The organism is Chryseobacterium sp. 22543 (genome assembly GCF_052044565.1).
Classification (GTDB): Bacteria; Bacteroidota; Bacteroidia; order Flavobacteriales; family Weeksellaceae; genus Chryseobacterium.
In genome coordinates this window covers 1-26459 of sequence record NZ_JBQENH010000006.1, presented here as the reverse complement: position 1 = coordinate 26459, position 26459 = coordinate 1, and the positions used below count along the sequence as shown (strand labels likewise).

The window sequence follows — 26459 nt, the reverse complement described above, 5'->3', positions numbered from 1 at the left end:
TCTTAAAATAAATAAAGCTTCCGAAAGGAAACTCTCGGAAGCTTTTTATCTACGGGCATCGTCCAATGGTAGGATACCGGTCTCCAAAACCGTTGATCAGGGTTCGAATCCTTGTGCCCGTGCAAATATAAATTATGAGTTCATTTGTCGATTTTTTAAAAGGTTCTTATAACGAATTCAGGCATAAAGTTGAATGGCCAAAGTGGGCTGACCTTCAGTCATCTACTATTGTAGTGACTATTGCGACAGTGATTCTGGCTCTATTTACTTTTGGAGTTGATGAATTGTTTTCTAAATCAATCAGCAACATCATTGGAATGCTAATCAACTTGTTCAATTAATTAAAAGTATTTTCCCATAATGAGCGAATTGAAATGGTATGTGCTGAAAGCAATCAGCGGACAGGAAAATAAAGTGAAAAACTATATTGAGACAGAAATCAAACGTCTAGGGTTTGATCAGTACGTTACTCAAGTGGTTATTCCTATGGAAAAGGTAATTCAAATTAGAAACGGAAAAAAAGTTCCTAAAGAGAGACCTTACTACCCTGGATACTTGATGATTGAAGCTGACCTGATGGGAGAGATTCCTCACGTTATCAAGAATATTCCTGGAGTTATTTCTTTCCTAAGTTTAACTAAAGGAGGAGATCCTGTTCCAATGAGAAAATCAGAGGTTAACAGAATGCTTGGAAGAATGGATGAACTTTCAGAATTTGCAAGCGATGTTGAAATTCCTTATGTAGTAGGTGAAAACGTTAAAGTAATCGATGGACCTTTCAACGGATTCAACGGTACAGTTGAGAAGATTCTTGAAGACAAAAAGAAAATTGAAGTTTCTGTATTGATCTTCGGTAGAAAAACTCCAATGGAACTAAGCTACATGCAAGTAGAAAAAGTATAATAATTACTTATAAAATATAAAAAAAGACTGCTATTAAGCGGTCTTTTTTGTTTTTATATACTCGCTTTACATTGTTGTTTATAACAGGTGAGGTTTACCCTATCGCGAATTATATTTTTTTAATTTTCTTTACAATTGCTTTTCTGAAATTTTTATATTCTCAACTGCTGTTGTTTATTCCTATAAAGATCTTTGCTTTAATTCAGTTATCACTTTATTGGGAATAAAGTTGTTTTTGCAGATCAGATTTCTTCTCCTATTCTTGATTTACTTTCAGATGGCATGCTTCTTGCAACAACATGGTAATTAATCCCAAAATTTATATTTTTTATTTCATACACTGTTTACAGGCGTATGTCTATTGTATGTTTTTAACTAAAAAATGTAAAATTTGGATTAGCTATTCAAAACACAAGCCTTATATAAACACATAATCCAATGACAAAAATTATTTCGATGGTCATTCTGGTGGGTACGTCCGTACTCGCGAGTGCGCAGGTTGGTATCAATACTGCGAATCCTGAAAAAGAACTTACCGTAAACGGTACAATGAAGACATCAGGAGTTGTTTTCAAGCAGCCTATGGAGAAATTGAAAGCGGATGAGAATTACACTTTCATTATCAAATCTCCAGCTCCGGAAAACAAAATTACGGCGTACAACGATTCCTTTGTACCCAATTCTCCGGCACCAATTAATCTTATTCAATTTAAAATTACCTGTGATCCTTCAGATAAGGATTGGGTAAATCAATTTGACACAAAGATTAATTCCAGTAAATTTTTGGTGGTAATTTCTTCTTTTGGATTTACGCAGCCTACAAGAACTTTTACAGCAGACTGGGTGACACCAATGCCTCAGATCTTTGCTTATTCTTCAGGAGGAACATGGAAACTTAAGGCAGATTATCAAGGATTCGCTCCTGATAACTCTTTCCCTACAGGAATCTGGACACTGAATTTGCTGGTATTTGACAGATCATATGCCAAAGATTTCAACTCAACGCAAAGCCTTAATGCTTCAACTACAGGTGCTGCTGCAGCTCCATTAATTCAATAAGACACACTATGAAAAAAATTATTGCGATACTCTTTATGGGTTTTGCTGCTTTAAGTATGCATGCTCAAGTAGGAATTAATACTAATACACCTAAGGGAACTCTCGATGTAGAAGGAGAAACACTGGTAGAGTCCTATTTAATAGATACTGAAAATACGAAGGCAAGCGGAAACTATCTTCTTCTTACCCGTTCAAAAGATACATCACCGGTAGGTAAAGTAAAGTTGTTGGACATATCGCTCCGTAATGTAGCCCCTGTAAATATGTATAATATTGTATTGAAGAATGTGAGACAGGATGAAGTTGTGAATCTCAATACAGGATTAGATGTAAGTAAATATGTTGTGGCCATTACAGGTGCTGTTTTTACAGGAGCGGTGTCGGCAGCTAATACGACAACCAACCCCAAATCATTTGGATCTTATTCTACTGAAGTTACTCAGGTCGTAAGTGGGGGTAAAAATTACCATGCAGTCAATTTAGCTTTTAAAGGCGCTGGAACTGTTTCAGCCCAAAACGGAACCTGGACTCTTACTCTGAATGTTTTTGAAAAGTCACTGGTTAAAGACTGGGGAACTTTCAACGGTTCTGTTTCAGCATCAGCTTCGCCTGCTTATTCAGGAGTTTCAACCAATACGCCTCTAGGGCTTCAATAAAAAAATATGAAAAGAAAAATTTATATCACAATAATCATGTGCCTTGGGATTTTTTTTAATGCCCAGCAAGGAAAAGTAGGAATAAACACAGCAAAACCTACGGAAACACTTGATGTTAACGGAAAGACTTATACAAACTCTCTATATTTAAGAAATCCGGGAGAACCTACCATGACGGGAGGTAGCTTTTTAGCAACTTCACAAAATGGTTTGCAACTGTACGATCCGGCTTTGGAGAGTAGTGGATTATTCAATTATCTTAAACTTACTCTTACAGGAGTATCCGGAACAGGAATCGCAGATTATGATACCAAAATTGATGCAAACAATTTTCTGGTTATACTTCACAACTATTCATTTAAACTGAATGACGGTACTACCAATGTAATGCTTGATTATGGAGACAATGGTGTGAATGATAACAAACAGGGATCACCGGATGTTGTTGCTTTCAAAAGTAACGGTACCTGGCATATTAGAGCAAGATTTACTGACAGCAGGATTCTGGCAGTGAGTTCAGCCACTCCATCAAGAACTTATAACAACTTTACGGTTGATCTTTATCTGATGGCCTATAGAAGACTGATTGAAAAACAAAATATCAGCGATATCAATGCTGATCTTGGAGGAAATGACGGCTCTACCCAGACGATTAATAAACCAGCAGGTTTTTAATAAATCTTTTCCTTTAAAAATATATAAAACGGCTATTTAATGTAAATAGCCGTTTTTGTTTCTCATGATAGCATTCAAAATATATTGCAGGGCTTTATGATTTTTTTTCTTAAACTTTTTAAAAATCAGCAATTTCCGTTTGCTAATTCAAAAATATTTTATACTTTTGCAGTCCAAAAAGTAGGTTTATTGTTATGTGAGTGCATAACCTGCTGAATAATAAATGCTTCCAAACTCATTAATTATTCAAATTTAAAAAACAAACAATGGCTAAGAAAGTCTTTAAAATGGTAAAGCTTCAGGTGAAAGGTGGCGCAGCTAACCCTTCTCCACCAGTAGGTCCAGCATTGGGTTCTGCAGGTGTGAACATCATGGAGTTTTGTAAGCAATTTAACGGAAGAACCCAAGATAAGCCAGGGCAAGTTTTACCTGTAGTAATTACAGTATACGAAGACAAATCTTTTGAATTCGTTATTAAAACTCCACCTGCAGCAATCCAGTTAATGGATGCAGCTAAAATCAAGGGAGGTTCTGGTGAACCAAACAGAAACAAAGTAGGTTCTGTAACTTGGGAACAAGTAAAGAAAATCGCTGAAGATAAAATGGCGGATCTTAACTGTTTTACAACAGATTCTGCACTTTCTATGGTTGCAGGTACTGCTAGATCTATGGGATTAAGAGTAACAGGAACTAAACCAACTAACGCTTAAAACTTAAAGAAATGGCAAAATTAACTAAAAAGCAAAAGGAAGCTTTAAGCAAAGTAGAAAAAGGAAGAATCTATAACCTTGAAGAAGGTTCAGCTCTTGTAAAGGAGGTGAACACTACAAAGTTTGATGCTTCTGTAGATATCGCTGTAAGATTAGGTGTAGACCCAAGAAAAGCAAACCAAATGGTAAGAGGTGTTGTATCTCTTCCTCACGGTACTGGTAAAGATGTTAAAGTATTAGCTCTTGTAACTCCAGATAAAGAAGCAGAAGCTAAAGCTGCTGGTGCTGACTATGTAGGTCTTGACGAATATTTACAAAAAATCAAAGAAGGTTGGACAGATGTTGACGTTATCGTTACTATGCCAGCTGTAATGGGTAAATTAGGTCCATTAGGTAGAGTATTAGGTCCAAGAGGTTTAATGCCAAACCCTAAATCAGGAACTGTAACAATGGAAATTGGTAAAGCAGTAACTGAAGTGAAAGCAGGTAAAATTGATTTCAAAGTAGACAAGTATGGTATCATCCACGCTGGTATTGGTAAAGTATCTTTCGATGCTGCTAAGATCAAAGAAAATGCGCAGGAATTGATCTCTACATTGATCAAAATGAAGCCAACTGCTGCTAAAGGAACTTATGTAAAAAGCATTTATTTGTCTTCTACAATGAGCCCTGGTATTGCAATCGATACTAAATCTGTTAACTAATATAAATCCTTAAGACAATGACAAAAGACCAAAAAGTTGTAGCAATACAAGAGATCAAAGACTTGCTTCAGGATGCAAAAGTAGTATACGTAGCAGATCTAGACGGTTTGAACGCTGCGAAGTCTTCAGAATTCAGAAGACAGGCTTTCAAACAAAATATCAAAGTGAAAGTTGTAAAAAATACACTTTTACAAAAAGCAATGGAGCAAATTGAAGGAGTAGATTACTCTGAAATGTTCCAGACTTTTAAAGGAAACTCTGCATTAATGATTTCTGAGACTGCAAACGGTCCAGCTAAATTAATCCAAGGGTTCAGAAAGAAAGAAGAAAAGCCAGCTTTAAAGTCTGCTTTTGTTCAGGAAACTTTCTACGTTGGAGACGAAAACTTATCTGCACTTGCTAACATCAAGTCTAGAGAAGAAATGATCGGAGAAATCATCGGATTACTTCAATCTCCAATTCAAAGAGTTGTTTCTGCTCTTCAAAACAAACCTGAAACTGTAGAAGCTAAAGCTGAAGAAGCTGCTGCTCCTGCTGTAGAAGAAACTCCTGCTGAAGCTCCGGAAGCTGCTGCAGAAAGCACTGAAGAAACAAGTGCTGAATAATTACACTCAAAAAATTAAATAAATAATCAACAAAAACATTACAACAATGTCAGATTTAAAAAATTTAGCTGAAACGCTAGTAAACTTAACAGTAAAAGACGTAAACGAATTAGCAACTATCCTTAAGGATGAGTACGGAATTGAGCCAGCTGCTGCTGCTGTAGTTGTTGCTGCAGGTGGTGGAGAAGCTGCTGAAGAAAAAACTGAATTCGACGTAATTCTTAAGTCTGCAGGTGCTTCTAAATTAGCTATCGTTAAATTAGTAAAAGATTTAACTGGTGCTGGTCTTAAAGAAGCTAAAGATATCGTAGATGGTGCTCCTGCTCCAATCAAAACTGGTATCTCTAAAGACGAAGCTGAGGCTCTTAAGAAGCAATTAGAAGAAGCTGGTGCTGAAGTAGAATTGAAATAATTTCAATTTTATTATAAATATAGAAGCCTGGGCAAATGCCCGGGCTTTTTTGTATGTAAGTCTTTATAAATGTGTGTGTTATTTTATAATAGTATTTGAATATTATTGGTTCTTTCTTTGTTATATTTTAATATGATTATTTATTTGATAAAAATTAACATAATATTTTATTTGTATTTTAACATTTGTTTATTTTATTTAGTTTTTTACTAATAAAGTATTGTTTTGGTTAAAAAAATATTATATTTGTACCGAAAAAACACAACATAATTGGATAGAAATTATTTTCTTTCCTACGGCCACAAGATTACACTTCTGTTGCTTCTGGCGGCTATAGGAAAATTAAATGCTAAGTTTATACCTGATACAATGAGCAAAGCTCAATTACGGTATTGTACAGCTATAAATAATCATCCGCAGGGATGCTTAGCCGATGTTTCAGTTTATCTGTCTGAAGCAGGAAATGATGTGGCGGCTGCAAACAAATTGTCTGCTGCTCAAAATGAAACTTTTGCATTCTATTGCAATAGCCTGCAATACAATTTTTCTTTTTTTAATAATAGCAATCTTCAGTTTTTCCTTCTTAGAGATATAAAATTTGTCGCTGTTTGGGCTAATTGGTATTATGATTCGTTCTCTATCTGCAAAGAACATATATTCCTGACATTTAAAGAATTCCGAAAGTTCAATGCCAGTTCTTTTAAACTTGTTGATGGCTTTAAGTTTATTATTAAAATTCCTGATAAATTAATCCATTCTTTTATCTCCTAATATTTCTAACAATTTTATGCGCCTTCTTACAGTACTATCTGTTATTTCATTTATTATTCGAATGAGAATGCTCGAGAATTGCCCTTTCAAAAAAACACATATACATAAAAAAACAGCAAATATCATTAGACATGAAAAACAGATTATTTACCATCGCTCTTTTATCAGTTGGTTTACCAGTATTAGCACAGGTTGGGATTAATACAGGACAGGCTCAGGCAACCTTTGATATAGTAGGATCACCTTCCAATCCCGGTAAACTTGATGGCGTTATTGCGCCAAGGCTTACAGGTGTACAATTAAAAGCTAAAAACTATACAATAGCCCAAACAGGAGCCATAGTATATGTTACCTCAGTTGAAGCTGCACCTTCCGGACAGACCGTTGATGTTGTTTCACCAGGGTATTATTATTTTGATGGAATCAAATGGGGAAGCATAAGTGGGAACTGGCGTACAGTAGGAAATGCCGGCACAACAGCGACAACGGCAGCTTTAGGAGCAGATATAGGCAGTGGGAATTATTTAGGTACAAATGACGGTCAGAATTTGGTCTTGGCTACTCAGAAAAACGTAAAAGGAATATTAGATACTAATGGAACTCTGCAAGGGGGAAATTCCAATTCTGCAACAGGTCCTTACGCTTCATTTACTTGGGGATCTAATAATATTCTTACCAACAGTACCTCTTCAAATATTGCATTGGGAAAAGACAACTCTGTCTCTGCGCAGGGTAATTTTCTTGCGGTAGCTATTGGATTGGGAAATACAGCGAATAATGGTGCTAAAGTAATAGGAAATAGTAATAGCGCTACAGGGGCTAATAATTTAGTATTTGGAAACCTGAATACCGTAACAGGACTCACAGGACTCACTATTGGGAACAATCATATAAACAGCGGAGGAATTGCTATCGGAAGCGGAAATACAACATCAACAAACAATGTAGCTGTTGGTTCGGCAAATACGGCAAGCGGTACAGAAGCTTTTGCAATAGGATTTTCGGGTCAGGCCACAGCAGGACAGATGGTTTATGCCAACAAACAACATGTTTTCTTTAATAAAAGCAACGGAACAGATACAATATTGGGAATTAATATGATTCCTACTGCGGCTACATCTACAGGAGCTGCTGTTCAGATGAAGGGAATTGCTTCTGGTGCGGGTGCATCATGTACAGCTGCTGAAGAAGGCGCAATCCGATATAATACAACCATTAAAGCGCATGAAGGCTGTAATGGATCTACCTGGAAAGCGCTTTATAATTAAAAAATAAACACAAACCTTAAAAAATAAAAAATGACCAGAAAATTATTCGAAAAGTTAGCTGCGATGCTTATGACATTGATGATGTCAGCAGTAGTATTTGCGCAGCAGGGCTATGAACCGATCCGTGGGATGGGGGTGGAGGCGAAACCTGTCAACAATTCAGGGATCTGTCTAGCATGTTATAACGGAAGCATGAATCCGGTGGTAGATGCAAGTCTTGATAACAGCGTAAGCATGGGAAACTTTGCCTCCCTGTTAAGTGGAAACGGAATCTCTGTAAAGAATAAAAATACAACCTATCCTGCGGGATATATTACTGGATTCAATGTAGATCTAGGGACGAGTTTTATTACCATAGATCTTTTGAGTTCTTTGCGGATCAGTACTTATAAAAATGGTGTTCTTCAGGAAACTACTACCAGCAGCACTCTTTTATCTGTTCCTGCATTCGGAGGAAGTAAGAACAGGATATTCCTGCACTTTAAAACTTCAAAAGAATTTGATGAAGTAAGATTGTACCAAACCAATGTTCTTTCTGTATTCAGTGCTATGAATGTGTATTATGCATTTGCATTTGATCCGGCAAAAGTACCTACAGATAATAATGGTATTTGTGATGATATTATTGCAGGAAGCGGTGTTGACGGAAATGTATCCGGAAGCAGCAGTTTCTTGGCTCCGCTTTCCTATGTTCAGAATAAAGAAAGAATTGGAGATGGAAATAAAAACTCTTATGGATCAATAGTTCTTCCGATCGGATTGCTGGGATCTTATTCAGTTGGAGTTCTAGATAAAAATCAGGTGTATCCTGCAGGTAACAGAACAGGTTTTGTTATAGAACCGGATGATCAGGGGAAACTGTTAAGTGCTGAGTTTTTAAAGAATATTACAATAGAAACTTATCTTTACGGCCAGCTTCAGGATTCAAAACAACTGTCTGACGGAGGAGGTCTGATTAATATTAAAGTATTAGGATTTGGTTCAGGAAAGCAAAAAGTTACATTAACGACTACTAAGCCTTTCAATGAAGTACGATTAAAAATTACCCAGACCGTAGGATTTAATTTAGGAGCTTTAAAAGTATACTATGCTTTTGAAGAGCCTGTTGCTTGTGAATGTGACGATAAAATTCAGACAAGTGGTTCTGCTGTTCCTGGAAATTTGGTAAACGGAACTACATGGACATCAGGTCCTGGATTCCTTGGTCTTATTTTAGCGAAGATGACCAATCCGGGAGCTATTGTGGATAATAATCCGTCTAATTATGCAACGGCTACTGTTCCGGCGGCATCCTTTCTTAGTATTTTTTCAGCATTTGCAACGGTGAGCAGTAATACTGTGCTTCCTGTCAATACAATGGCTGGGTTTACCGTAGAAAAAGCAGGAAATCTTCTTGGAGTAAGTGTTCTGGAAAATATCACCGTGACATTATACAACGGAAATACCTTGACAGATACCTTTACAAGCTCAGGAAGTCTTATAAGTGGAAACTTCTTCACAACGAATTCAAATAAATTCTATGTTGGAGGAAAAGCTACAAAGCCTTTTAACCGCATTAAAATTACATTCAACAGCGGAACAGCGGTTCGTATTCCTCAGAACTATTATATCTATAACGCTTTTGCGAGCAGAGATGATGATAACGATGGTGTTCCAAACTGTTTTGATCAATGTCAGGGAGGAGATGATAATATAGATAACAACGGAAACGGAATTCCTGACTGTGCAGAAGGATGTACAGCCGTAAATGATAAATCTCCTGTATTGGATACAGACGGAGATGGTATTGTGGATGCTTGTGATCTGGATTCAGATAACGACGGTATTCTTGATGCTGTGGAAGATTTTGATAAAAATGGAAAATTCCAGGATGATGATAATGAAGGAGATATTCTGTTAACGCCGGTATTGGGAGATTCAGTTCCGAATTATCTGGACCTGGATTCTGATAACGATGGTATCTTGGATTTATTTGAATCAGGAATTCCAACATCAGTAATCAATCAAATTGATGCAGATCACAACGGAGTTATTGATACTAATGTTCCGGTAGGTAAAAACGGTATCGCAGATATTCTGGAAACGTCACCTGACTCAGGAGTATTAAAATATGCAGTTAAAAACACAGATGGAGATGATAAGCCTGACTTCCTGGATATTACTTCCAATGGCTCAGATCCTGATCTTTATCAGATCGGAAAAGGTAATCTGGATACATTAGGAGGTGGATTTATCTCTACAATTAATGATAAAGATAAAGACGGTATTCAGGCTGTTGTAGATACTGATCTGGTGAAAAGAGGTTCTCCTGATTCTCCGCTTTCACCTTATGCTTCATTGTTGAAAACCGCTTCCAAAACTGCTGCAAAAATCACAGACGCGGAAATTACTGATGCTGCGAATGATGTGAAAGTATATCCAAACCCTGTAAAAGCTGGAGAAAATCTTAGAATTACCTCTGCAGAAGAAGGAGTGTATACACTGTTCTCAGCACAGGGACAGGTAATTAAGACAGATAAGTTTAATGCCAATACCGGTATTGATACATCTTCACTTCCTACAGGAGTTTATATCATTAAGATAGAAACCAAATCAAAAATAAAATCTTATAAGGTTATTGTGAAATAGTCATAAGATTAGCTTGTGTTGTGGAGGGGTTGCTCATATTTGAGCAGCCTCTCTTGTTTTTTAAGAGTCTCAAAATGAGATGATTTATTTGTTATTGTGGATAAGTTTTTGTATCTTTGCCCCTCTTTTGGCGCGAAAAATTGTTTGTAAATTTATAAAATACTGAAAATTAGCTCTTTCATTGTGAAAACGTGAGAGGGATTTCGTATATATAGATATTGCGGTAATGCTGCCTCAAAAGTAATAAAAATATTTTGCATTACACTGTGAAAAGATATACCAGTGTTGCAGTTAGAAAGAGCTAAGTGCATTGTTAAAAGAGTCCTAAGGTCTTCTGTGAGCGCCAAAAACACTTTTACCTTTTACTTTTACCTTGTTTCTTGTTCTTTTCTGATATTTTTTAATGAATCAAAATATTTTTTAACCCTTTCTTAAAAGTTTTATGAGTAAAACAAAATCAACAACTCAAGGAAATCCGAGAATTAATTTCTCATCAGCGAAAGGAAAAATTATCACTCCAGACTTTTTGGATATCCAAATTGAGTCTTTCAGAGAATTTTTCCAGCTTGATACACTTCCTGAAGCCAGAAAGACAGAAGCTCTTTACAAGACTTTCCAAGAGAATTTCCCAATTACGGATTCAAGAAACCAATTCGTATTAGAATTCTTAGACTATCTGGTAGATTCTCCACGTTATTCAATTGATGAGTGTGTGGAAAGAGGACTTACTTATTCAGTTCCTCTAAAAGCTAGACTTAAACTGTATTGTACTGACCCGGAACACGAAGATTTCCAAACAGTGGTTCAGGACGTATATTTAGGTCCGGTTCCTTATATGACGCCAAGTGGTTCTTTCATCATCAACGGTGCTGAGAGAGTTATTGTTACGCAGCTTCACCGTTCACCTGGTGTATTCTTCGGACAGACTTACCACGCGAACGGGACCAAACTTTACTATTCAAGAATTATCCCTTTCAAAGGATCTTGGATGGAATTTACAACGGATATCAACAGCGTAATGTACGCGTATATCGACCGTAAGAAAAAATTACCATTAACAACTTTATTAAGAGCTATCGGATATGAATCTGATAAAGATATCCTTCAGATCTTCGACCTTGCGGAAGAAGTGAAAGTTTCTAAAGCTGCTCTTAAAAAAGTAGAAGGGAGAACATTGGCTGCGAGAGTATTGAACACTTGGTTCGAAGATTTCGTAGACGAAGATACAGGTGAAGTAGTTTCTATCGAAAGAAACGAAATCATCTTGGATAGAGAAACAATCCTTGAAAAAGAACATTTAGATCTTATCCTGGATGCTGGTGTGAAGTCAATCCTGATTCACAAAGAAAACAGCAACGAATTCTCTATCATCCAGAATACATTACAAAAAGACCCTACTAACTCTGAAAAAGAAGCGGTAGAGTATATTTATCGTCAGTTAAGAAATGCAGATCCACCAGATGAGGAAACGGCAAGAGGAATCATTGAAAAATTATTCTTCTCTGAGCAGAGATACTCTTTAGGTGAAGTAGGACGTTACAGACTAAACAAAAAGTTAAGCCTAAACATTCCAACTACAACTGAAGTTCTTACAAAAGAAGATATCATTGCCATTGTAAGACACTTAATTGAGTTAGTAAACTCAAAAACTGATGTTGATGATATTGACCACTTATCAAACAGAAGAATTAAAACTGTTGGTGAGCAATTAGCAGGACAGTTCGGGGTAGGTCTTTCAAGAATTGCAAGAACAATCAAGGAAAGAATGAACGTTAGAGATAACGAAATCTTTACTCCGCTTGACCTTGTAAATGCTAAGACATTAACGTCTGTAATCAACTCATTCTTCGGTACCAACCAGCTATCTCAGTTCATGGACCAAACCAACCCTCTATCAGAGATCACTCACAAGAGAAGATTATCTGCACTAGGGCCTGGTGGTTTATCAAGAGAAAGAGCAGGTTTCGAGGTTCGTGACGTTCACCATACTCACTACGGAAGAATTTGTCCGATTGAAACTCCGGAAGGACCAAACATCGGTTTGATTTCATCTCTAGGAATCTATGCGAAAATCAACAACCTTGGTTTCATCGAAACTCCATATAGAAAAGTAGAAAGTGGTAAGATTGATCTTAACGCTGACCCTATTTATTTAAATGCAGAAGATGAAGAAGATAAAGTAATTGCTCAGGCAAACGTTGAATTGAGTGATAACGGAGACTTCTTAACAGACAGAATTATTGCAAGATTGGATGGTGATTATCCGGTAGTGGAGCCTGCTCAGGTTAACCTTATCGATGTTGCACCAAACCAGATCTCAGGTATTTCCGCTTCATTGATTCCTTTCTTGGAGCATGATGATGCGAACCGTGCATTGATGGGATCTAACATGATGCGTCAGGCCGTTCCTCTATTGAAGCCACAGGCTCCAATCGTTGGTACAGGGCTTGAGCAGCAAGTTGCAAGAGATTCAAGAATCTTAATTAATGCTGAAGGTACAGGTACTGTAGAGTACGTAGATGCTGACAGAATCGTTATTAAATATGAAAGAAGCGAAGACGAAGATTTAGTACAATTCGAGTCTGCTACTAAAACATACAAACTTACTAAGTTCAGAAAAACCAACCAGAGTACAACAATTACCCTAAGACCAAACGTAAGAGTAGGTGATGTAGTGGAAAAAGGACAGGTACTTTGCGACGGTTATGCTACTGAAAAAGGAGAATTAGCTCTTGGTAGAAACTTAGTAGTAGCGTTCATGCCTTGGAAAGGGTACAACTTCGAGGATGCAATTGTAATCAACGAAAAAGTTGTACGTGAAGACTGGTTTACTTCAATCCACGTAGATGAGTATTCTCTTGAAGTTCGTGATACCAAATTAGGTATGGAAGAATTGACAGCAGATATTCCAAACGTATCTGAAGAAGCTACCAAAGATCTTGACGAGAACGGTATGATCAGAATCGGTGCTGAAGTGAAGCCTGGAGATATCATGATTGGTAAAATTACTCCAAAAGGTGAATCTGACCCGACTCCTGAAGAAAAACTTCTTAGAGCAATCTTCGGTGATAAAGCTGGTGATGTAAAAGATGCATCATTAAAAGCTGACTCTTCATTAAGAGGAGTTGTTATCAACAAGAAGTTGTTCTCTAGAAACATTAAAGACAAAAAGAAAAGAACTGAAGAAAAACTTAGACTTGAAGAAATTGAAAACACTTACAAGGCTAAATTTGATGAGTTGAGAAATACTTTAATTGAAAAATTAAATACACTGGTAAGCGGTAAAACTTCTCAAGGGGTACAAAATGACCTTGACGAAGAAATCATCGGTAAAGGTGTGAAATTTACTCACAAGTTATTAACTTCAGTTGAAGATTATGTAAACGTTAGTGGTGCAGACTGGACAGTAGACGCTGACAAGAATGAATTGATCAAACAATTAATTCACAATTACAAAATCAAATATAACGACATTCAAGGAGTTAAAAACCGTGAGAAATTTGCAATTTCAATCGGAGATGAGCTTCCAGCAGGAATCATGAAGTTGGCTAAAGTTTACATCGCTAAGAAACGTAAACTGAATGTAGGAGATAAGATGGCGGGACGTCACGGTAACAAAGGTATCGTTTCAAGAATCGTTCGTGAAGAAGACATGCCGTTCTTAGAGGATGGAACACCAGTAGATATCGTATTGAATCCACTAGGGGTACCTTCTCGTATGAACATCGGTCAGATCTATGAAACAGTTCTTGGATGGGCTGGTCAGAAGCTGGGAATGAAGTTCGCTACACCAATCTTTGACGGAGCAACTCTTGATCAGATTACTGAATATACAGAGAAAGCAGGTCTTCCTACATTCGGTCACACTCACCTTTATGATGGTGGTACCGGAGAAAGATTTACTCAGGCTGCGACAGTAGGTATCATTTACATGTTGAAACTAGGACACATGGTTGATGATAAGATGCACGCACGTTCTATTGGACCTTACTCATTGATTACTCAGCAGCCGTTAGGAGGTAAAGCTCAGTTCGGTGGTCAGAGATTCGGAGAGATGGAGGTTTGGGCACTTGAAGCATTCGGTGCATCCAATATCTTGAGAGAAATCTTGACTGTGAAGTCGGATGACGTGATTGGTAGAGCAAAAACTTATGAAGCAATTGCAAAAGGTGAATCTATGCCTGAACCAGGTATTCCGGAATCATTCAATGTATTACTTCACGAGTTACAAGGACTTGGACTTGATGTAAGACTTGAGGAATAATTTTAAATTTTGCCTATTGAATTTTGAACCCGTTCAGAATTCTATAATCCAAAATTTATAATCCAAAATCTAAAATCTAAAAAATGTCAAATAAAAATAAAACAAGTAGATTTAATAAAATAACCATCGGTTTAGCTTCACCGGAGTCTATTTTACAAGACTCAAGAGGGGAGGTTTTAAAACCGGAAACTATTAACTACAGAACTCACAAACCTGAAAGAGACGGATTATTCTGTGAGAAAATCTTTGGTCCTGTAAAAGATTACGAATGTGCTTGTGGTAAATACAAGAGAATTCGTTACAAAGGGATCGTTTGTGACCGTTGTGGTGTTGAAGTTACTGAGAAAAAAGTAAGAAGAGAAAGAATCGGTCATATCGGTTTGGTTGTTCCTATTGCTCATATCTGGTACTTCCGTTCATTGCCAAACAAAATCGGATACCTTTTAGGAATCCCTTCTAAGAAATTAGATATGATCATCTACTACGAAAGATATGTAGTGATTCAGCAGGGTATTGCTAAAAAATTAGATGGTTCTGATTTTGAAAATATGGAATTCCTTACAGAAGAAGAATACCTTGATATCATGGAAACTCTTCCTGTAGAAAACCAGTATCTTGATGATTCTGATCCAAACAAATTCATCGCCAGAATGGGTGCTGAAGCTGTGGAAGATCTATTAAAAAGAATCGATCTTGATGCATTGTCTTTCGACTTGAGACATAAAGCTCACAACGAAGGTTCAAAACAAAGAAGAACAGAAGCTCTTAAAAGATTGAACGTTGTAGAAGCATTGAGAGGTGCTAATACAAGAATGATCAACAGACCAGAGTGGATGATCATGCGTGTACTTCCTGTTATCCCACCAGAATTAAGACCATTAGTTCCATTGGATGGAGGACGTTTCGCAACTTCTGACTTGAATGACCTTTATAGAAGAGTAATTATCAGAAATAACCGTTTGAAGAGATTATTGGAGATCAAAGCTCCTGAAGTAATCTTGAGAAACGAGAAGCGTATGCTTCAGGAATCAGTAGATTCATTATTCGATAACACAAGAAAATCTTCTGCAGTAAAATCTGAATCAAACAGACCATTGAAATCACTTTCTGATTCATTGAAAGGTAAGCAAGGTCGTTTCCGTCAGAACTTACTAGGGAAAAGGGTAGACTACTCTGCGCGTTCGGTAATTGTTGTAGGTCCAAACTTGCAGCTTCACGAATGTGGTATTCCTAAAGATATGGCAGCTGAACTTTACAAACCGTTTATCATTAGAAAACTAATTGAAAGAGGAATTGTAAAAACAGTAAAATCTGCAAAGAGAATTATTGATAGAAAAGAACCCGTAGTTTATGATATCCTTGAAAACGTGATGAAAGGTCACCCTGTTCTATTGAACAGAGCACCTACGCTTCACAGACTGGGTATTCAGGCTTTCCAACCTAAGATGATCGAAGGTAAGGCAATCCAGCTACACCCGTTGGTAACAACAGCATTCAACGCCGATTTCGATGGTGACCAGATGGCGGTACACTTACCGTTAGGACCAGAGGCAATCCTTGAAGCTCAGCTATTGATGCTAGGTTCTCAAAACATTTTGAACCCTGCAAACGGTTCTCCAATTACAGTACCTTCTCAGGACATGGTTCTTGGTCTTTATTTCATGACTAAAGAATTGAGCTCTACAGAAGATATGAAAGTAAAAGGTGAAGGTCTTGCATTCTATTCTCCTGAAGAAGCGGAAATCGCTTATGCTGAAGGTAGAGTTTCTTTAAATGCTAAGGTAAGATGTAGACTACCTGTTAAAGAAGATGGAGTAATAGTAACAAGATTGATCGAAACTTCTGTTGGTAGAATTTTATTCAACCAGATTGTACCTAAGCAGTCAGGATATATCAATGAACTTCTTACTAAGAAATCATTGAGAAACGTTATCGGTAAGATCCTTGCTGATACAGATTTCCCTACAACTGTGAAGTTCCTTGATGCAATGAAAGACTTAGGGTATTCAAATGCATTTAAAGGAGGTCTTTCATTCTCACTTGGGGATATTGTAGTTCCTGTTGAGAAAAAGCAGATGATTGCTTCTTCAATTGAAACTGTAGACGAAATTAGAGCTAACTATAACATGGGTCTAATTACCGATACAGAACGTTATAACCAGGTAATCGACGTTTGGACAAATACCAACGCCGGATTAACTGAAATGATCATGAGCAGAATGAAAACTGACCAAGGTGGTTTCAACTCTGTATATATGATGCTTGACTCTGGAGCGAGGGGTTCTAAAGAACAGATCCGTCAGTTATCAGGGATGAGAGGTTTGATGGCTAAACCGCAAAAAGCCGGTTCTACGGGAGCGGAGATCATCGAAAACCCGATCCTTGCCAACTTTAAGGAAGGTCTTTCGATTCTAGAGTACTTTATCTCTACCCACGGTGCTCGTAAGGGTCTTGCGGATACTGCTCTTAAGACAGCCGATGCTGGTTACTTAACGAGAAGATTGGTAGACGTTGCACAGGACGTTATCGTTACAGAAGACGACTGTGGAACTCTAAGAGGTACAGAAGTTACCGCACTTAAGAAAAATGACGAGATCGTTGAAAGAATCTCTGAAAGAATCTTAGGTAGAGTATCGCTACATAATATTTACGATCCTGAAACTGACGAGCTTATTGCAAGCGCAGATCAGGTGATCATTGAAGCATTGGCGAAAAGAATCGAAGAAGCTGGATTAGAATCAGTTGAGGTTCGTTCACCATTAACTTGTGAAGCTAAGAAAGGTATCTGTGCTAAATGTTACGGTAGAAACTTAGCAACAGGTAAAGTGATCCACATGGGTGAAGCGGTAGGTGTAATTGCAGCACAGTCAATTGGGGAACCAGGTACTCAGCTTACGTTGAGAACCTTCCACCAAGGGGGTACTGCAGGAAACGTATCAGAAAACCCATCTATCGTTGCAAGAAGAGATGGTATCGTTGAAATGGATGAAGTAAGAACTATTACTTCTGAAGATGAAAACGGTAATACAGCTGAGGTTGTAGTTTCCCGTTCAACAGAATTCAGATTAGTTGCTGATAATGAGCTTAGAACTCCATTAATGGTAGCTAACGTACCTTACGGATCTATATTAGCTGTAAAACCAGGTGATAAAGTGAAGAAAGGGGATACAATCTGTAGATGGGATCCATATAACGCAGTAATTATTGCTGAAACTTCAGGTAAGGTAGAATACGAGGATATCATCCAGGGTATTTCATTCCAACTTGAAATTGACGAACAAACAGGATTCGAAGAGAAAGTAATCTCTGAATCTAGAAATAAGAAAGCCGTACCTACCTTGAAGGTGGTAGACTCTAAAGGTATTGAGCAGAAAGCTTACAACTTACCGGTAGGAGCCCACTTAATGGTAAACGATGGTGAAAAAATTAAGGCTGGTAAAGTCTTAATCAAAATCCCAAGAAAATCTGCAAAAGCAGGGGATATCACCGGAGGTCTTCCGAGAGTTACAGAATTATTCGAAGCTAGAAACCCTTCAAACCCAGCGGTTGTTACTGAAATCGACGGGGTAGTTTCTTACGGAAAAATTAAGAGAGGTAACCGTGAACTTATTGTTGAAGCTAAAACTGGAGAAAGAAAAATTTACCTGGTAAAACTTTCCAACCAGATTCTTGTTCAGGAGAATGACTTCGTAAGAGCAGGTTCTCCGCTTTCTGACGGTTCTATCACACCGGAAGATATCTTAAGAATTAAAGGCCCAACAGCAGTTCAGGAATACTTAGTAAATGAGATCCAGGAAGTTTACCGTCTACAGGGGGTAAAAATCGACGACAAGCACTTCGAAATTATCGTAAGACAGATGATGACGAAAGTATCTATCGTAGATGGAGGTGATACTCAATTCCTTGAAGGAGCTCTTGAGCACAAGTATGATTTCTTGGAAGAAAACAACAGAGTATTCGGTCTTAAAGTAGTAGTAGAAGCTGGTGATTCTAAAGAATTCATGCCAGGTCAGATGATTACTGCAAGAGAATTAAGAGATGAAAACTCTAAGTTGAAGCGTGAAGATTTAAGTCTTGTAGAAGTAAGAGAAGCTCTTCCTGCTACAGCAACTCCTGTATTACAAGGTATTACAAGAGCGGCCCTTCAGACTAAGTCATTCATGTCTGCAGCATCGTTCCAGGAAACAACTAAAGTTCTTAACGAAGCAGCTGTTGCTGGTAAAGTAGACGAACTTAACGGTCTTAAAGAAAATGTAATTGTAGGTCACAGAATCCCTGCAGGTACAGGTCTTAAAGAGTATCAGAACGTTATTGTAGGTTCTAAGAAAGAATTCGAAGACCTTAACTAAAATTAATGATTTGAAATTTGGGATTTGAAATTATTTTTATATTTTCACAATCTCAAATTTCGAATTTTAAAAACATAATTTATAACAATGGACAACAATCAAAATCCACAAGACGGAAACATCAACATCGAATTAAACGAAATGGTAGCTGCTGGTATCTATGCTAACCTAGCTTTAGTAAACCACTCTCCATCTGAATTTGTAGTAGACTTTATTCAGTTGATGCCAGGTGTTCAGCAAGCTAAAGTAAGATCAAGAGTTATTCTTGCTCCACTTCACGCTAAAAGAGTATTAAACGCTCTTCAACAGAACATCGCTAACTACGAGCAGCAGTTCGGAGAAATCAAAGAAGTTGAGCCTTTCGTATTAGGAGGAAACAACGTTCAAGCGTAAGATTTCTTTTTACAATAAAATAAGATGCCCTGGTTTTTACCGGGGCATTTTTTTGACCTAAATTCTCATGTACAAAGGAATATCGAACCCATATGATTGTTAATTTTATTTAATAACATAAAAATATATAATAACCATTCATCAATTTTATATCTTTGTTTAAGAAAAAGTAGAAAATATAGGATATGATTGATAACGCGTTCGCTGTAAGTAAATTTGGCTTTTTAGGGGCTGATTTTTTAGCTGAGCTGGAAAAGCATGCTGTTGCAATTGATATAAAAGCAAAAACTGAAATCATAAGAGAAGGGCAGAAAAATAAATTTGTCCCTTTCCTGATAAAAGGCTCTATCAAGGTTTTTACCCTTAATGACGGAAGAGAACTTATCTACTATTATATTAAGCCCAAAGATAGCTGTCTTATGACCTTCTCATCCATTCTTACAGACTATGTCAGCAGAGTGTATGCTATTGCCGAGGAAGACTCGGAAGCCATTCTTATTCCCGTTTCCGTAATGCATGACTGGCTGATAAAATTCCCGGAAATCAACAAACTGTTTTATCATGAATATGACCGTAGATTTTCAGAAGTGATGAATATGGTGAATGATGCGGTGTTCCATAGACTGGATAAAAGAGTCCTGAATTACATCAAACAGCAGATTTCATCCACAGGAAACAACCCAATTAAGATAACCCATCGCGAAATTGCAAGCAGTTTGGGAACCTCCAGGGAAGTTGTAAGCAGAGTTTTGAAAAAAATTGAAAGTGAAGGTGAAATTGTTCAGACCAAAGAAGGAATGAAAGTTCCTGTGAATGAAAATGTTAGAATGATCTAATTTTAATTGTTTGAAAAGTTTATTTCTATCATTGATAAAAACAATTTGAATGGTGACTTTTATCACCTGTTTTTGAATTGAGAACTCGATAAGTTTGTTATATCATAATTTAATTCAAATTGTATATGACGAAAACTCTCTTATTTTTGTCAGTATTTTCTTCAGGTCTTGTCTTTGCACAGGAAGATCTGCTGAAGGATATTGACACGGTGAAAACCAATTCAGAAACCTCACAACCCGCCTTCAAAGCCCTTCAGATTGTTACGGGGCAATCTACAAAACTCGCCGCCAAAAAAGAATGGTACATTATCGTTGCCCACAGATTTGGAGATATAAGCGCCGGATTCAAAGACTTTTTCGGTCTGGATCATGCCTCAACCAAATTAGGCGTTATCTATGGTATTTCAGATGCTGTTTCCGTAAGCCTTTCCAGAGAAACGAATATGAAAACGTTTGAAGGAGCAGTAAAATACAGGCTGGTAAGACAAAATGAAAACTTTCCGGTGGATATTGTGGGCTACAATGTAATGGGTGCCAATACTGAACTTGATAAAGATAATTATCCACATCTTAAATTCAGTGACAGGCTTTCTTATCTTACGCAGGCATTGATCTCAAGAAGGTTCAATGATAAGTTTTCCTTGCAGCTTACACCTTCCTTTGTTCATAAAAACCTTTACGAACCCACTATTGAAAACAAAAATCAGTTTTTAGCAGGTTTGGGAGGACGCTATAAAATTTCAAAAAGAGTTTCTGTGAATGCAGAATACTTTATGAATTTCGACGATCACAGTTTTTATAAAAACCCATTATCATTAGGGGTAGATGTAGAAACCGGAGGACATGTGTTCCAGCTTTTATTAACGAACTCCCAGATAAATTCAGATATCGGATATCTTACCAATGCCACTGGAGCATGGGGAAAGGGACATATTTTCTTTGGGTTTAATCTTTATAGAGTTTTTTAATATGAAAAAGCTAACATCCTTATTGATACTGTCGTCAGCAATCATACTGACGGCTTGTGACAGCAGAACTTATGAAGAGATTTCTGATAATACACCTATCACTGCACCGGTAAAATATATGGCAGATGTAAAACCCATTGTGGATAATAATTGCATTGGCTGTCATTCTGCCAGCGGCTATAAACCTCTCGTTACTTATGATCAGGTAAAAAATAATATAGACGGAATTCTGGATCGTATTCAAAGACCTAATGGTGATCCCGGTAAAATGCCTCAGGGAGGATCGTTGTCTGCAGCTCAGATCAATATTTTCATAAAGTGGAAAGCTGACGGGTTAAATGAAAACTAAAAAAATTGATATGAAAAAATTAGCATTATTAAGCGTATTACTGCTTTCTGCCGGTTACGCTTCAGCACAGAAATACAGTTCTAAGACAGGAAAAGTAACTTTTGAAGCTTCAGTACCTCTGTTTGATGATATTTTTGCACAGGATGACAATAATATTGTGATTCTGAACGCAGACAACGGCGAAATGGCATCCGTTTCTACCGTTAAAAACTTTCATTTTAAAACCAAATTAATGGAAGAACATTTTAATGAAAGCTATGCTGAATCTGCAAAATATCCGAAAACAACCTTTAAAGGGAAAATTGTCAACTTTGATAAAACAAAACTTACGGCCAGTCCACAGAAATATACCGTTCAGGGAACGCTTAACTTTCATGGGGTAGACAAAGCGGTTGCTTCTTCTGCCACACTATATGCAAAAGACGGTAAAATCTATATGCAGGGCGGTTTTATAGCCAAACCTGCAGATTACAAAGTGACCATCCCTAAAATGGTTACCAAGAAAGTGGCAGAAAATGTCAATATCGAATACAACTACGTAATGGTAAAACAATGAGAAATGTCATCTTAATTTTAGGACTATTTCTGAGCTCATTGATATCTGCTCAGGAAAAAGCAAAATCAATATTTGATATTGCCAGAAGCGGAACTGTTGCCGAAGTACAGGAGCTGATGAAACAAAATCCGGATATTATTAATCAGGTGAACGAAAATGGATTCTCTCCCCTTATTTTAGCTTGTTACAGAGGAAATACAGATGTGGCAGATTTTCTGATTGACAATGTAAAAGATGTTAACTACAAAAGCCGTGAAGGAACAGCATTAGCAGGTCTAGCTATAAAATATAATAAAGATCTGGTAGAACATTTGTTAAAGAAAAAGGCAGATCCGAATATCGCAGATACCACAGGATATACTCCTTTATTCTGGGCAGTAAAATCAGGAAATAAAGAACTGATAGAACAGCTGCTGAAATACAAAGCAGATAAAACAAAGAAAGATTCAATGGGAATGACTCCTTTTGAATATGCATTGCAAACCAATAACAAGGAAATTATTAATCTTTTAAAAAATTGATATGAAAAAAACTCTACTAGCGCTTAGCGTATTTATGGCCAATTTTGCATTGGCGCAGTTTTCATCCGGAACGGTAAGTTTACCAAATACAGCCATGACGGTGAAATTAGATACAACTCCAACAGGAGTAACAATTACAGTGACAGGTGACAGTAATTCTATGCTAGGAATTGGCTTTGGTGGCAATGGCGTAGATATGGGAGGAATGTCGGCAGGATCAGACGGATTTATATATAACTCTTCTACGAATAGAGATTATTCATTCACAGGCCCTATGATTCCTCCTACCGTTGATCCTTCACAGGACTGGACAGAAACTTCCAACACCGTTTCAGGGTCTACAAGAACTGTCGTTGCAACCAGAAGTCTTTCCGGAGGAGCAGGCGACCTTGCCATTGCCAATGCTGCAGGAACAATCAACATTTTCTATGCAAGAAAAACAGGTACAGGGATAGGTTACCATGATGCAGGAAGAGGATATGCAGCTTTAACGATGACAGCAGCTACTTTGTCTACCAATGAAATTGCAGCCAATAGCAAGAAGGTAAATCTATATCCTAATCCAGCAAAATCAACAGTTAATTTCAAAAACTTTGATAAAATAAAATCCATTGATATCTACGAAGCAACAGGCCGAAAAGTACGATCAGTAAAACCGGATGGAGAAAGTATCAGTGTTGAAAACCTAAGATCAGGAAGCTATTATCTTGAAATTCAGCTGAAAGATGGATCTACATCTTATGAAAAGCTGATTAAAGAGTAATTTTCAGAAAAAACACACCCAAATAATTAGTAATGAATACCTCTGATTTTTCAGAGGTATCATTTTTTGTTAAGTATTCATTCTAGGGAGTTTGCTGAGAAAATTTTTATATTTGTATACCTATGAAAGTTACCTTTGAAAAATATAATCCTTTCTGGAAAAAGCAGTTTGAAACCATTAAAAATGAACTTGAGAACTATATCGGTTTTTTGAATCCGGAAATTGAACATATTGGCAGCATATCTGTGGAAGGTTTATCTGCAAAACCAATTATTGATATTATGATTGGGGTAAAGGATGAAAAAGAACTTGATAAAGTTCCATCTTTACTGGAAGGCAAAGATTATGTCTATTATGAAAAGTATAATGAAGATATGCCGTACCGCCGTTTTTTTATTAAACTTATAGATCATACCCATACATTAGGATTTCCTGATGTTATTTATTCAAATGATGAAATTCCTGAGAGAATTCACAATCATCATCTCCGCATTGCTCACATTCACGTTATTCCGACTTCTTCAGAACACTGGCTTCGCCATTTGGTTTTCAGGGATTATCTTCGTATTCATCCGGAGGTAAAAGAAGAATATCAAAAACTGAAAGAGGAATTGAGTAAAAAAGAATGGTTTGACGGTAATGATTATAATCAGGAAAAAGACCCATTTATAAAAAGAGAAGAGCATAATGCCATTCAATGGTACTTGAACCAACAGAAATAAAGTGTAATAACTATATAAATTTAAAATATCAATGGAGTTCAAAACCTTAGCAAATACAAGCATAGATGAAATTTTATCAGTGTTCAACCATTCGTTTTCAGATTATGTTATCCCTTTTCATTTAACGAAAGAGGTGCTTGTCTCAAAAATCGCAGCTGAAAAAATGGATATGAATATCTCTGTCGGAGCATTTGAAGATGGGAAACTGGTAGGTTTTATCCTTCAGTCTGAAAAAGTGGAAAATGGGGAGAAAATTATTTACAATGGTGGAACAGGAGTAGTTCCTGAAAGCAGAGGTAAAGGATTGGTAAGGAAAATGTACGATTTTATTATTCCTGTTTTAAAAGAGAGAAATGCCAATACATTGCTGCTTGAAGTTATTGAAGGAAATCAGCCTGCCATCAGGGCATATGAAAATCTAGGTTTTACAATTGTACGAAGATTACTTTGTTTTAACGGAAGTATTCAACAGGGAAAAGGAAATGCTGAGGTTTCTATTAGGGATTTGAATGACTTTCAATGGAAACTGCTATGTTCTTTCTGGGATATTGAACCTTCATGGCAGGGATCGGTGTTCGTATTGGAGCCTATGCCTGAAAACTATGTGACTTTAGGTGCTTATATGAAAGATAAACTTGTTGGGTATATTGTTTATAGTCCTGCAGTGAAAAAAATATACCAGTTTGCAGTAGATAAGAATTACAGAAATCGTGGAATTGGAACAAAGCTTTTTAATGCTATTAAAGAAAAAAACGGAGGACAAACCATTGCCTTGAATAATGTAGATGATTCTTCAGAAAACACCAGTCAATTTCTTAGTGAAAGAGTAGGACTGAACAATTGGCTGTCACAGTTTGAAATGAAAAGACCTATTTAATGAGTTTTAATTTTTATTCAAAAAAAATAATCGCTTTTAATATACTTTTAATCTCTTAAACTTTTCAGGCAGAAGTATAGGATGTAACTTTGAGAAAAATTTTAAAATAATGAAGCGAGGAATCTATTTTTTACTGCTGCTAATTTCCTTTACGGCTTTTGCACAACAGGTCAATATTGATACAGCCCAGGTGATGATCCCGGGTAGACAAAACAGTATAGAAGCACAGTCTAAACCTTATGTGATTATGATATCTACAGATGGCTTCCGTTATGACTATGCTCAAAAGTATAATGCTGAAAATCTTTTGAAACTGGCCAATGGCGGTGTGAAGGCTGAAGCAATGATTCCAAGTTATCCAAGTATTACTTTCCCAAATCACTGGAGTCTAATTACCGGACTTTATCCTTCTCATCATGGTTTGATCGATAATTTTTTCTATGATTATAAAAGAAAAGAAGGGTATGCCATGAGCAACAAAAAAAATGCTGAAGATGGCAGCTGGTATGGAGGAACCCCAATTTGGGGACTCGCTGAAAAGCAGGGAATGGTATCTGCTTCTTTAATGTGGGTAGGATCTGCCAGTGATGCAGGAGGAATGAGACCTTCTTATTATTATCCTTATCATGAAAAATTCACACCTTCCGAAAAAGTAGAAAAAGTGGTGAACTGGCTGAAATTATCGGAAGAGAAAAGACCTCATTTTATTTCATTATACTTCCCGGAAGTAGACGGAAGCGGACATCATCATGGACCGGATTCCAAAGAAACAGAAATTGCTGTTCATCTGATAGACCAGGCGATTGGTAACCTTGTTCAGAAAGTAAATGGATTAGGATTAAAAAATGTCAACTTTATTTTTGTTTCCGACCATGGTATGATCAAAGTAGATGGAGGTACACCTTTGGAAATTCCGGCTGTGCTTTTTGATAAAAACAGATTTGATTTTTACAATTCCCAGACTTTGTTAAGAGTTTACGTTAAAAATCCAGATGAGGTAAAAGCAGTTTATAAAGAACTGAAAGCTAATAAAACAGACGATTACGAAGTATATCTGGATAAAAAACTTCCTAAATATCTTCACTTTGCAACAAGAGATGATCAATATCACAGGATAGGACAAATTCTTCTGATTCCTAAAGCCCCAAAAATATTCCTGGAAAAAGGGAAGAAAACATCTGTTGGTAAGCATGGCTACAACCCTAAAGTTGTTCCGGAAATGAAAGCGACTTTCTTTGCCTGGGGCCCTGAATTTAAAAACAATCTGGTCATCAATGAATTTGCCAACATTAATGTTTATCCTTTGGTTGCTGAAGTTTTGGGATTAAAAATTGATCAGCCTATTGATGGAAAACTGAAAGTTTTAAAACAAACACTAAAAGAGCAAAAATAATCTGAAGATTAAAAAATAAAGATTGATTACAAAGAACATTTCTGGTCATTTTTGGGTGCATTTTTCGGAATTGGAAT

The 26459-nt window shown here is 36.9% G+C and carries 24 protein-coding genes and 1 tRNA gene; all 25 read left to right on the top strand.

Annotated features, from left to right (window positions below; all coding sequences use genetic code 11):
• The first annotated feature begins 51 nt into the window (after positions 1–51).
• Positions 52–122 (top strand) — tRNA-Trp (locus ACTJIP_RS19025).
• Positions 123–134: 12 nt separating this feature from the next.
• Positions 135–341, top strand: a complete 207-nt coding sequence (secE, locus tag ACTJIP_RS19020) for a preprotein translocase subunit SecE (RefSeq protein WP_045501119.1) — start codon at positions 135–137, stop codon at positions 339–341.
• A gap of 19 nt (positions 342–360) precedes the next feature.
• Complete coding sequence (nusG, locus tag ACTJIP_RS19015) at positions 361–903, top strand: transcription termination/antitermination protein NusG (RefSeq protein WP_047379257.1); 543 nt, start codon at positions 361–363, stop codon at positions 901–903.
• Between the two features lie 438 nt (positions 904–1341).
• Positions 1342–1962: a hypothetical protein gene (locus ACTJIP_RS19010; RefSeq protein WP_077418888.1), complete on the top strand. Its 621-nt coding sequence runs from the start codon at positions 1342–1344 to the stop codon at positions 1960–1962.
• Between the two features lie 8 nt (positions 1963–1970).
• Entirely contained in the window at positions 1971–2618 is a 648-nt protein-coding gene (locus tag ACTJIP_RS19005) for a hypothetical protein (RefSeq protein WP_180564637.1), read from the top strand.
• Between the two features lie 6 nt (positions 2619–2624).
• A complete protein-coding gene (locus tag ACTJIP_RS19000) occupies positions 2625–3293 on the top strand; it encodes a hypothetical protein (protein ID WP_077418890.1) in 669 nt (222 codons plus the stop codon).
• Positions 3294–3559: 266 nt separating this feature from the next.
• A complete protein-coding gene (rplK, locus tag ACTJIP_RS18995) occupies positions 3560–4003 on the top strand; it encodes a 50S ribosomal protein L11 (RefSeq protein ID WP_047379251.1) in 444 nt (147 codons plus the stop codon).
• 11 nt (positions 4004–4014) lie between these two features.
• On the top strand, positions 4015–4707 hold the full coding sequence (gene rplA / locus ACTJIP_RS18990; protein ID WP_047099699.1) for a 50S ribosomal protein L1: 693 nt from the start codon (positions 4015–4017) through the stop codon (positions 4705–4707).
• Between the two features lie 17 nt (positions 4708–4724).
• Positions 4725–5312, top strand: coding sequence for a 50S ribosomal protein L10 (gene rplJ, locus ACTJIP_RS18985; protein WP_047379247.1), 588 nt, complete (start codon positions 4725–4727; stop codon positions 5310–5312).
• A gap of 46 nt (positions 5313–5358) precedes the next feature.
• The gene (gene rplL / locus ACTJIP_RS18980; RefSeq protein WP_007845452.1) at positions 5359–5724 is read left to right on the top strand and encodes a 50S ribosomal protein L7/L12; all 366 of its coding nucleotides are present in this window, start codon (positions 5359–5361) and stop codon (positions 5722–5724) included.
• Between the two features lie 270 nt (positions 5725–5994).
• Entirely contained in the window at positions 5995–6495 is a 501-nt protein-coding gene (locus ACTJIP_RS18975) for a hypothetical protein (protein WP_077418891.1), read from the top strand.
• A gap of 131 nt (positions 6496–6626) precedes the next feature.
• A complete protein-coding gene (locus ACTJIP_RS18970) occupies positions 6627–7763 on the top strand; it encodes a hypothetical protein (protein WP_077418892.1) in 1137 nt (378 codons plus the stop codon).
• A 30-nt stretch (positions 7764–7793) separates the two neighbouring features.
• Entirely contained in the window at positions 7794–10391 is a 2598-nt protein-coding gene (locus ACTJIP_RS18965) for a T9SS type A sorting domain-containing protein (protein WP_180564635.1), read from the top strand.
• A gap of 442 nt (positions 10392–10833) precedes the next feature.
• Positions 10834–14655 (top strand): DNA-directed RNA polymerase subunit beta, encoded by a 3822-nt coding sequence (rpoB, locus tag ACTJIP_RS18960; protein WP_077418894.1) that lies wholly within the window; start codon positions 10834–10836, stop codon positions 14653–14655.
• 83 nt (positions 14656–14738) lie between these two features.
• Positions 14739–19004, top strand: coding sequence for a DNA-directed RNA polymerase subunit beta' (gene rpoC, locus ACTJIP_RS18955; protein WP_077418895.1), 4266 nt, complete (start codon positions 14739–14741; stop codon positions 19002–19004).
• A gap of 87 nt (positions 19005–19091) precedes the next feature.
• Entirely contained in the window at positions 19092–19397 is a 306-nt protein-coding gene (locus ACTJIP_RS18950; RefSeq protein WP_002976436.1) for a DUF3467 domain-containing protein, read from the top strand.
• A 185-nt stretch (positions 19398–19582) separates the two neighbouring features.
• The gene (locus ACTJIP_RS18945; protein WP_077418896.1) at positions 19583–20233 is read left to right on the top strand and encodes a Crp/Fnr family transcriptional regulator; all 651 of its coding nucleotides are present in this window, start codon (positions 19583–19585) and stop codon (positions 20231–20233) included.
• A 125-nt stretch (positions 20234–20358) separates the two neighbouring features.
• Positions 20359–21201, top strand: a complete 843-nt coding sequence (locus ACTJIP_RS18940; RefSeq protein ID WP_440704954.1) for a DUF5777 family beta-barrel protein — start codon at positions 20359–20361, stop codon at positions 21199–21201.
• 1 nt (position 21202) lies between these two features.
• Entirely contained in the window at positions 21203–21550 is a 348-nt protein-coding gene (locus tag ACTJIP_RS18935) for a hypothetical protein (protein WP_426481616.1), read from the top strand.
• Positions 21551–21560: 10 nt separating this feature from the next.
• The gene (locus ACTJIP_RS18930; protein WP_047388481.1) at positions 21561–22106 is read left to right on the top strand and encodes a YceI family protein; all 546 of its coding nucleotides are present in this window, start codon (positions 21561–21563) and stop codon (positions 22104–22106) included.
• On the top strand, positions 22103–22627 hold the full coding sequence (locus ACTJIP_RS18925; protein ID WP_440704953.1) for an ankyrin repeat domain-containing protein: 525 nt from the start codon (positions 22103–22105) through the stop codon (positions 22625–22627). The genes ACTJIP_RS18930 and ACTJIP_RS18925 overlap by 4 nt, the downstream gene beginning before the upstream one ends.
• 1 nt (position 22628) lies before the next feature.
• Positions 22629–23390 (top strand): T9SS type A sorting domain-containing protein, encoded by a 762-nt coding sequence (locus ACTJIP_RS18920; protein WP_440704952.1) that lies wholly within the window; start codon positions 22629–22631, stop codon positions 23388–23390.
• Positions 23391–23512: 122 nt separating this feature from the next.
• The gene (locus ACTJIP_RS18915; protein WP_440704951.1) at positions 23513–24112 is read left to right on the top strand and encodes a GrpB family protein; all 600 of its coding nucleotides are present in this window, start codon (positions 23513–23515) and stop codon (positions 24110–24112) included.
• 31 nt (positions 24113–24143) lie between these two features.
• A complete protein-coding gene (locus ACTJIP_RS18910; protein ID WP_077418902.1) occupies positions 24144–24989 on the top strand; it encodes a GNAT family N-acetyltransferase in 846 nt (281 codons plus the stop codon).
• Positions 24990–25098: 109 nt separating this feature from the next.
• Positions 25099–26382, top strand: a complete 1284-nt coding sequence (locus ACTJIP_RS18905; protein WP_440704950.1) for an alkaline phosphatase family protein — start codon at positions 25099–25101, stop codon at positions 26380–26382.
• Positions 26383–26459: the final 77 nt, after the last annotated feature.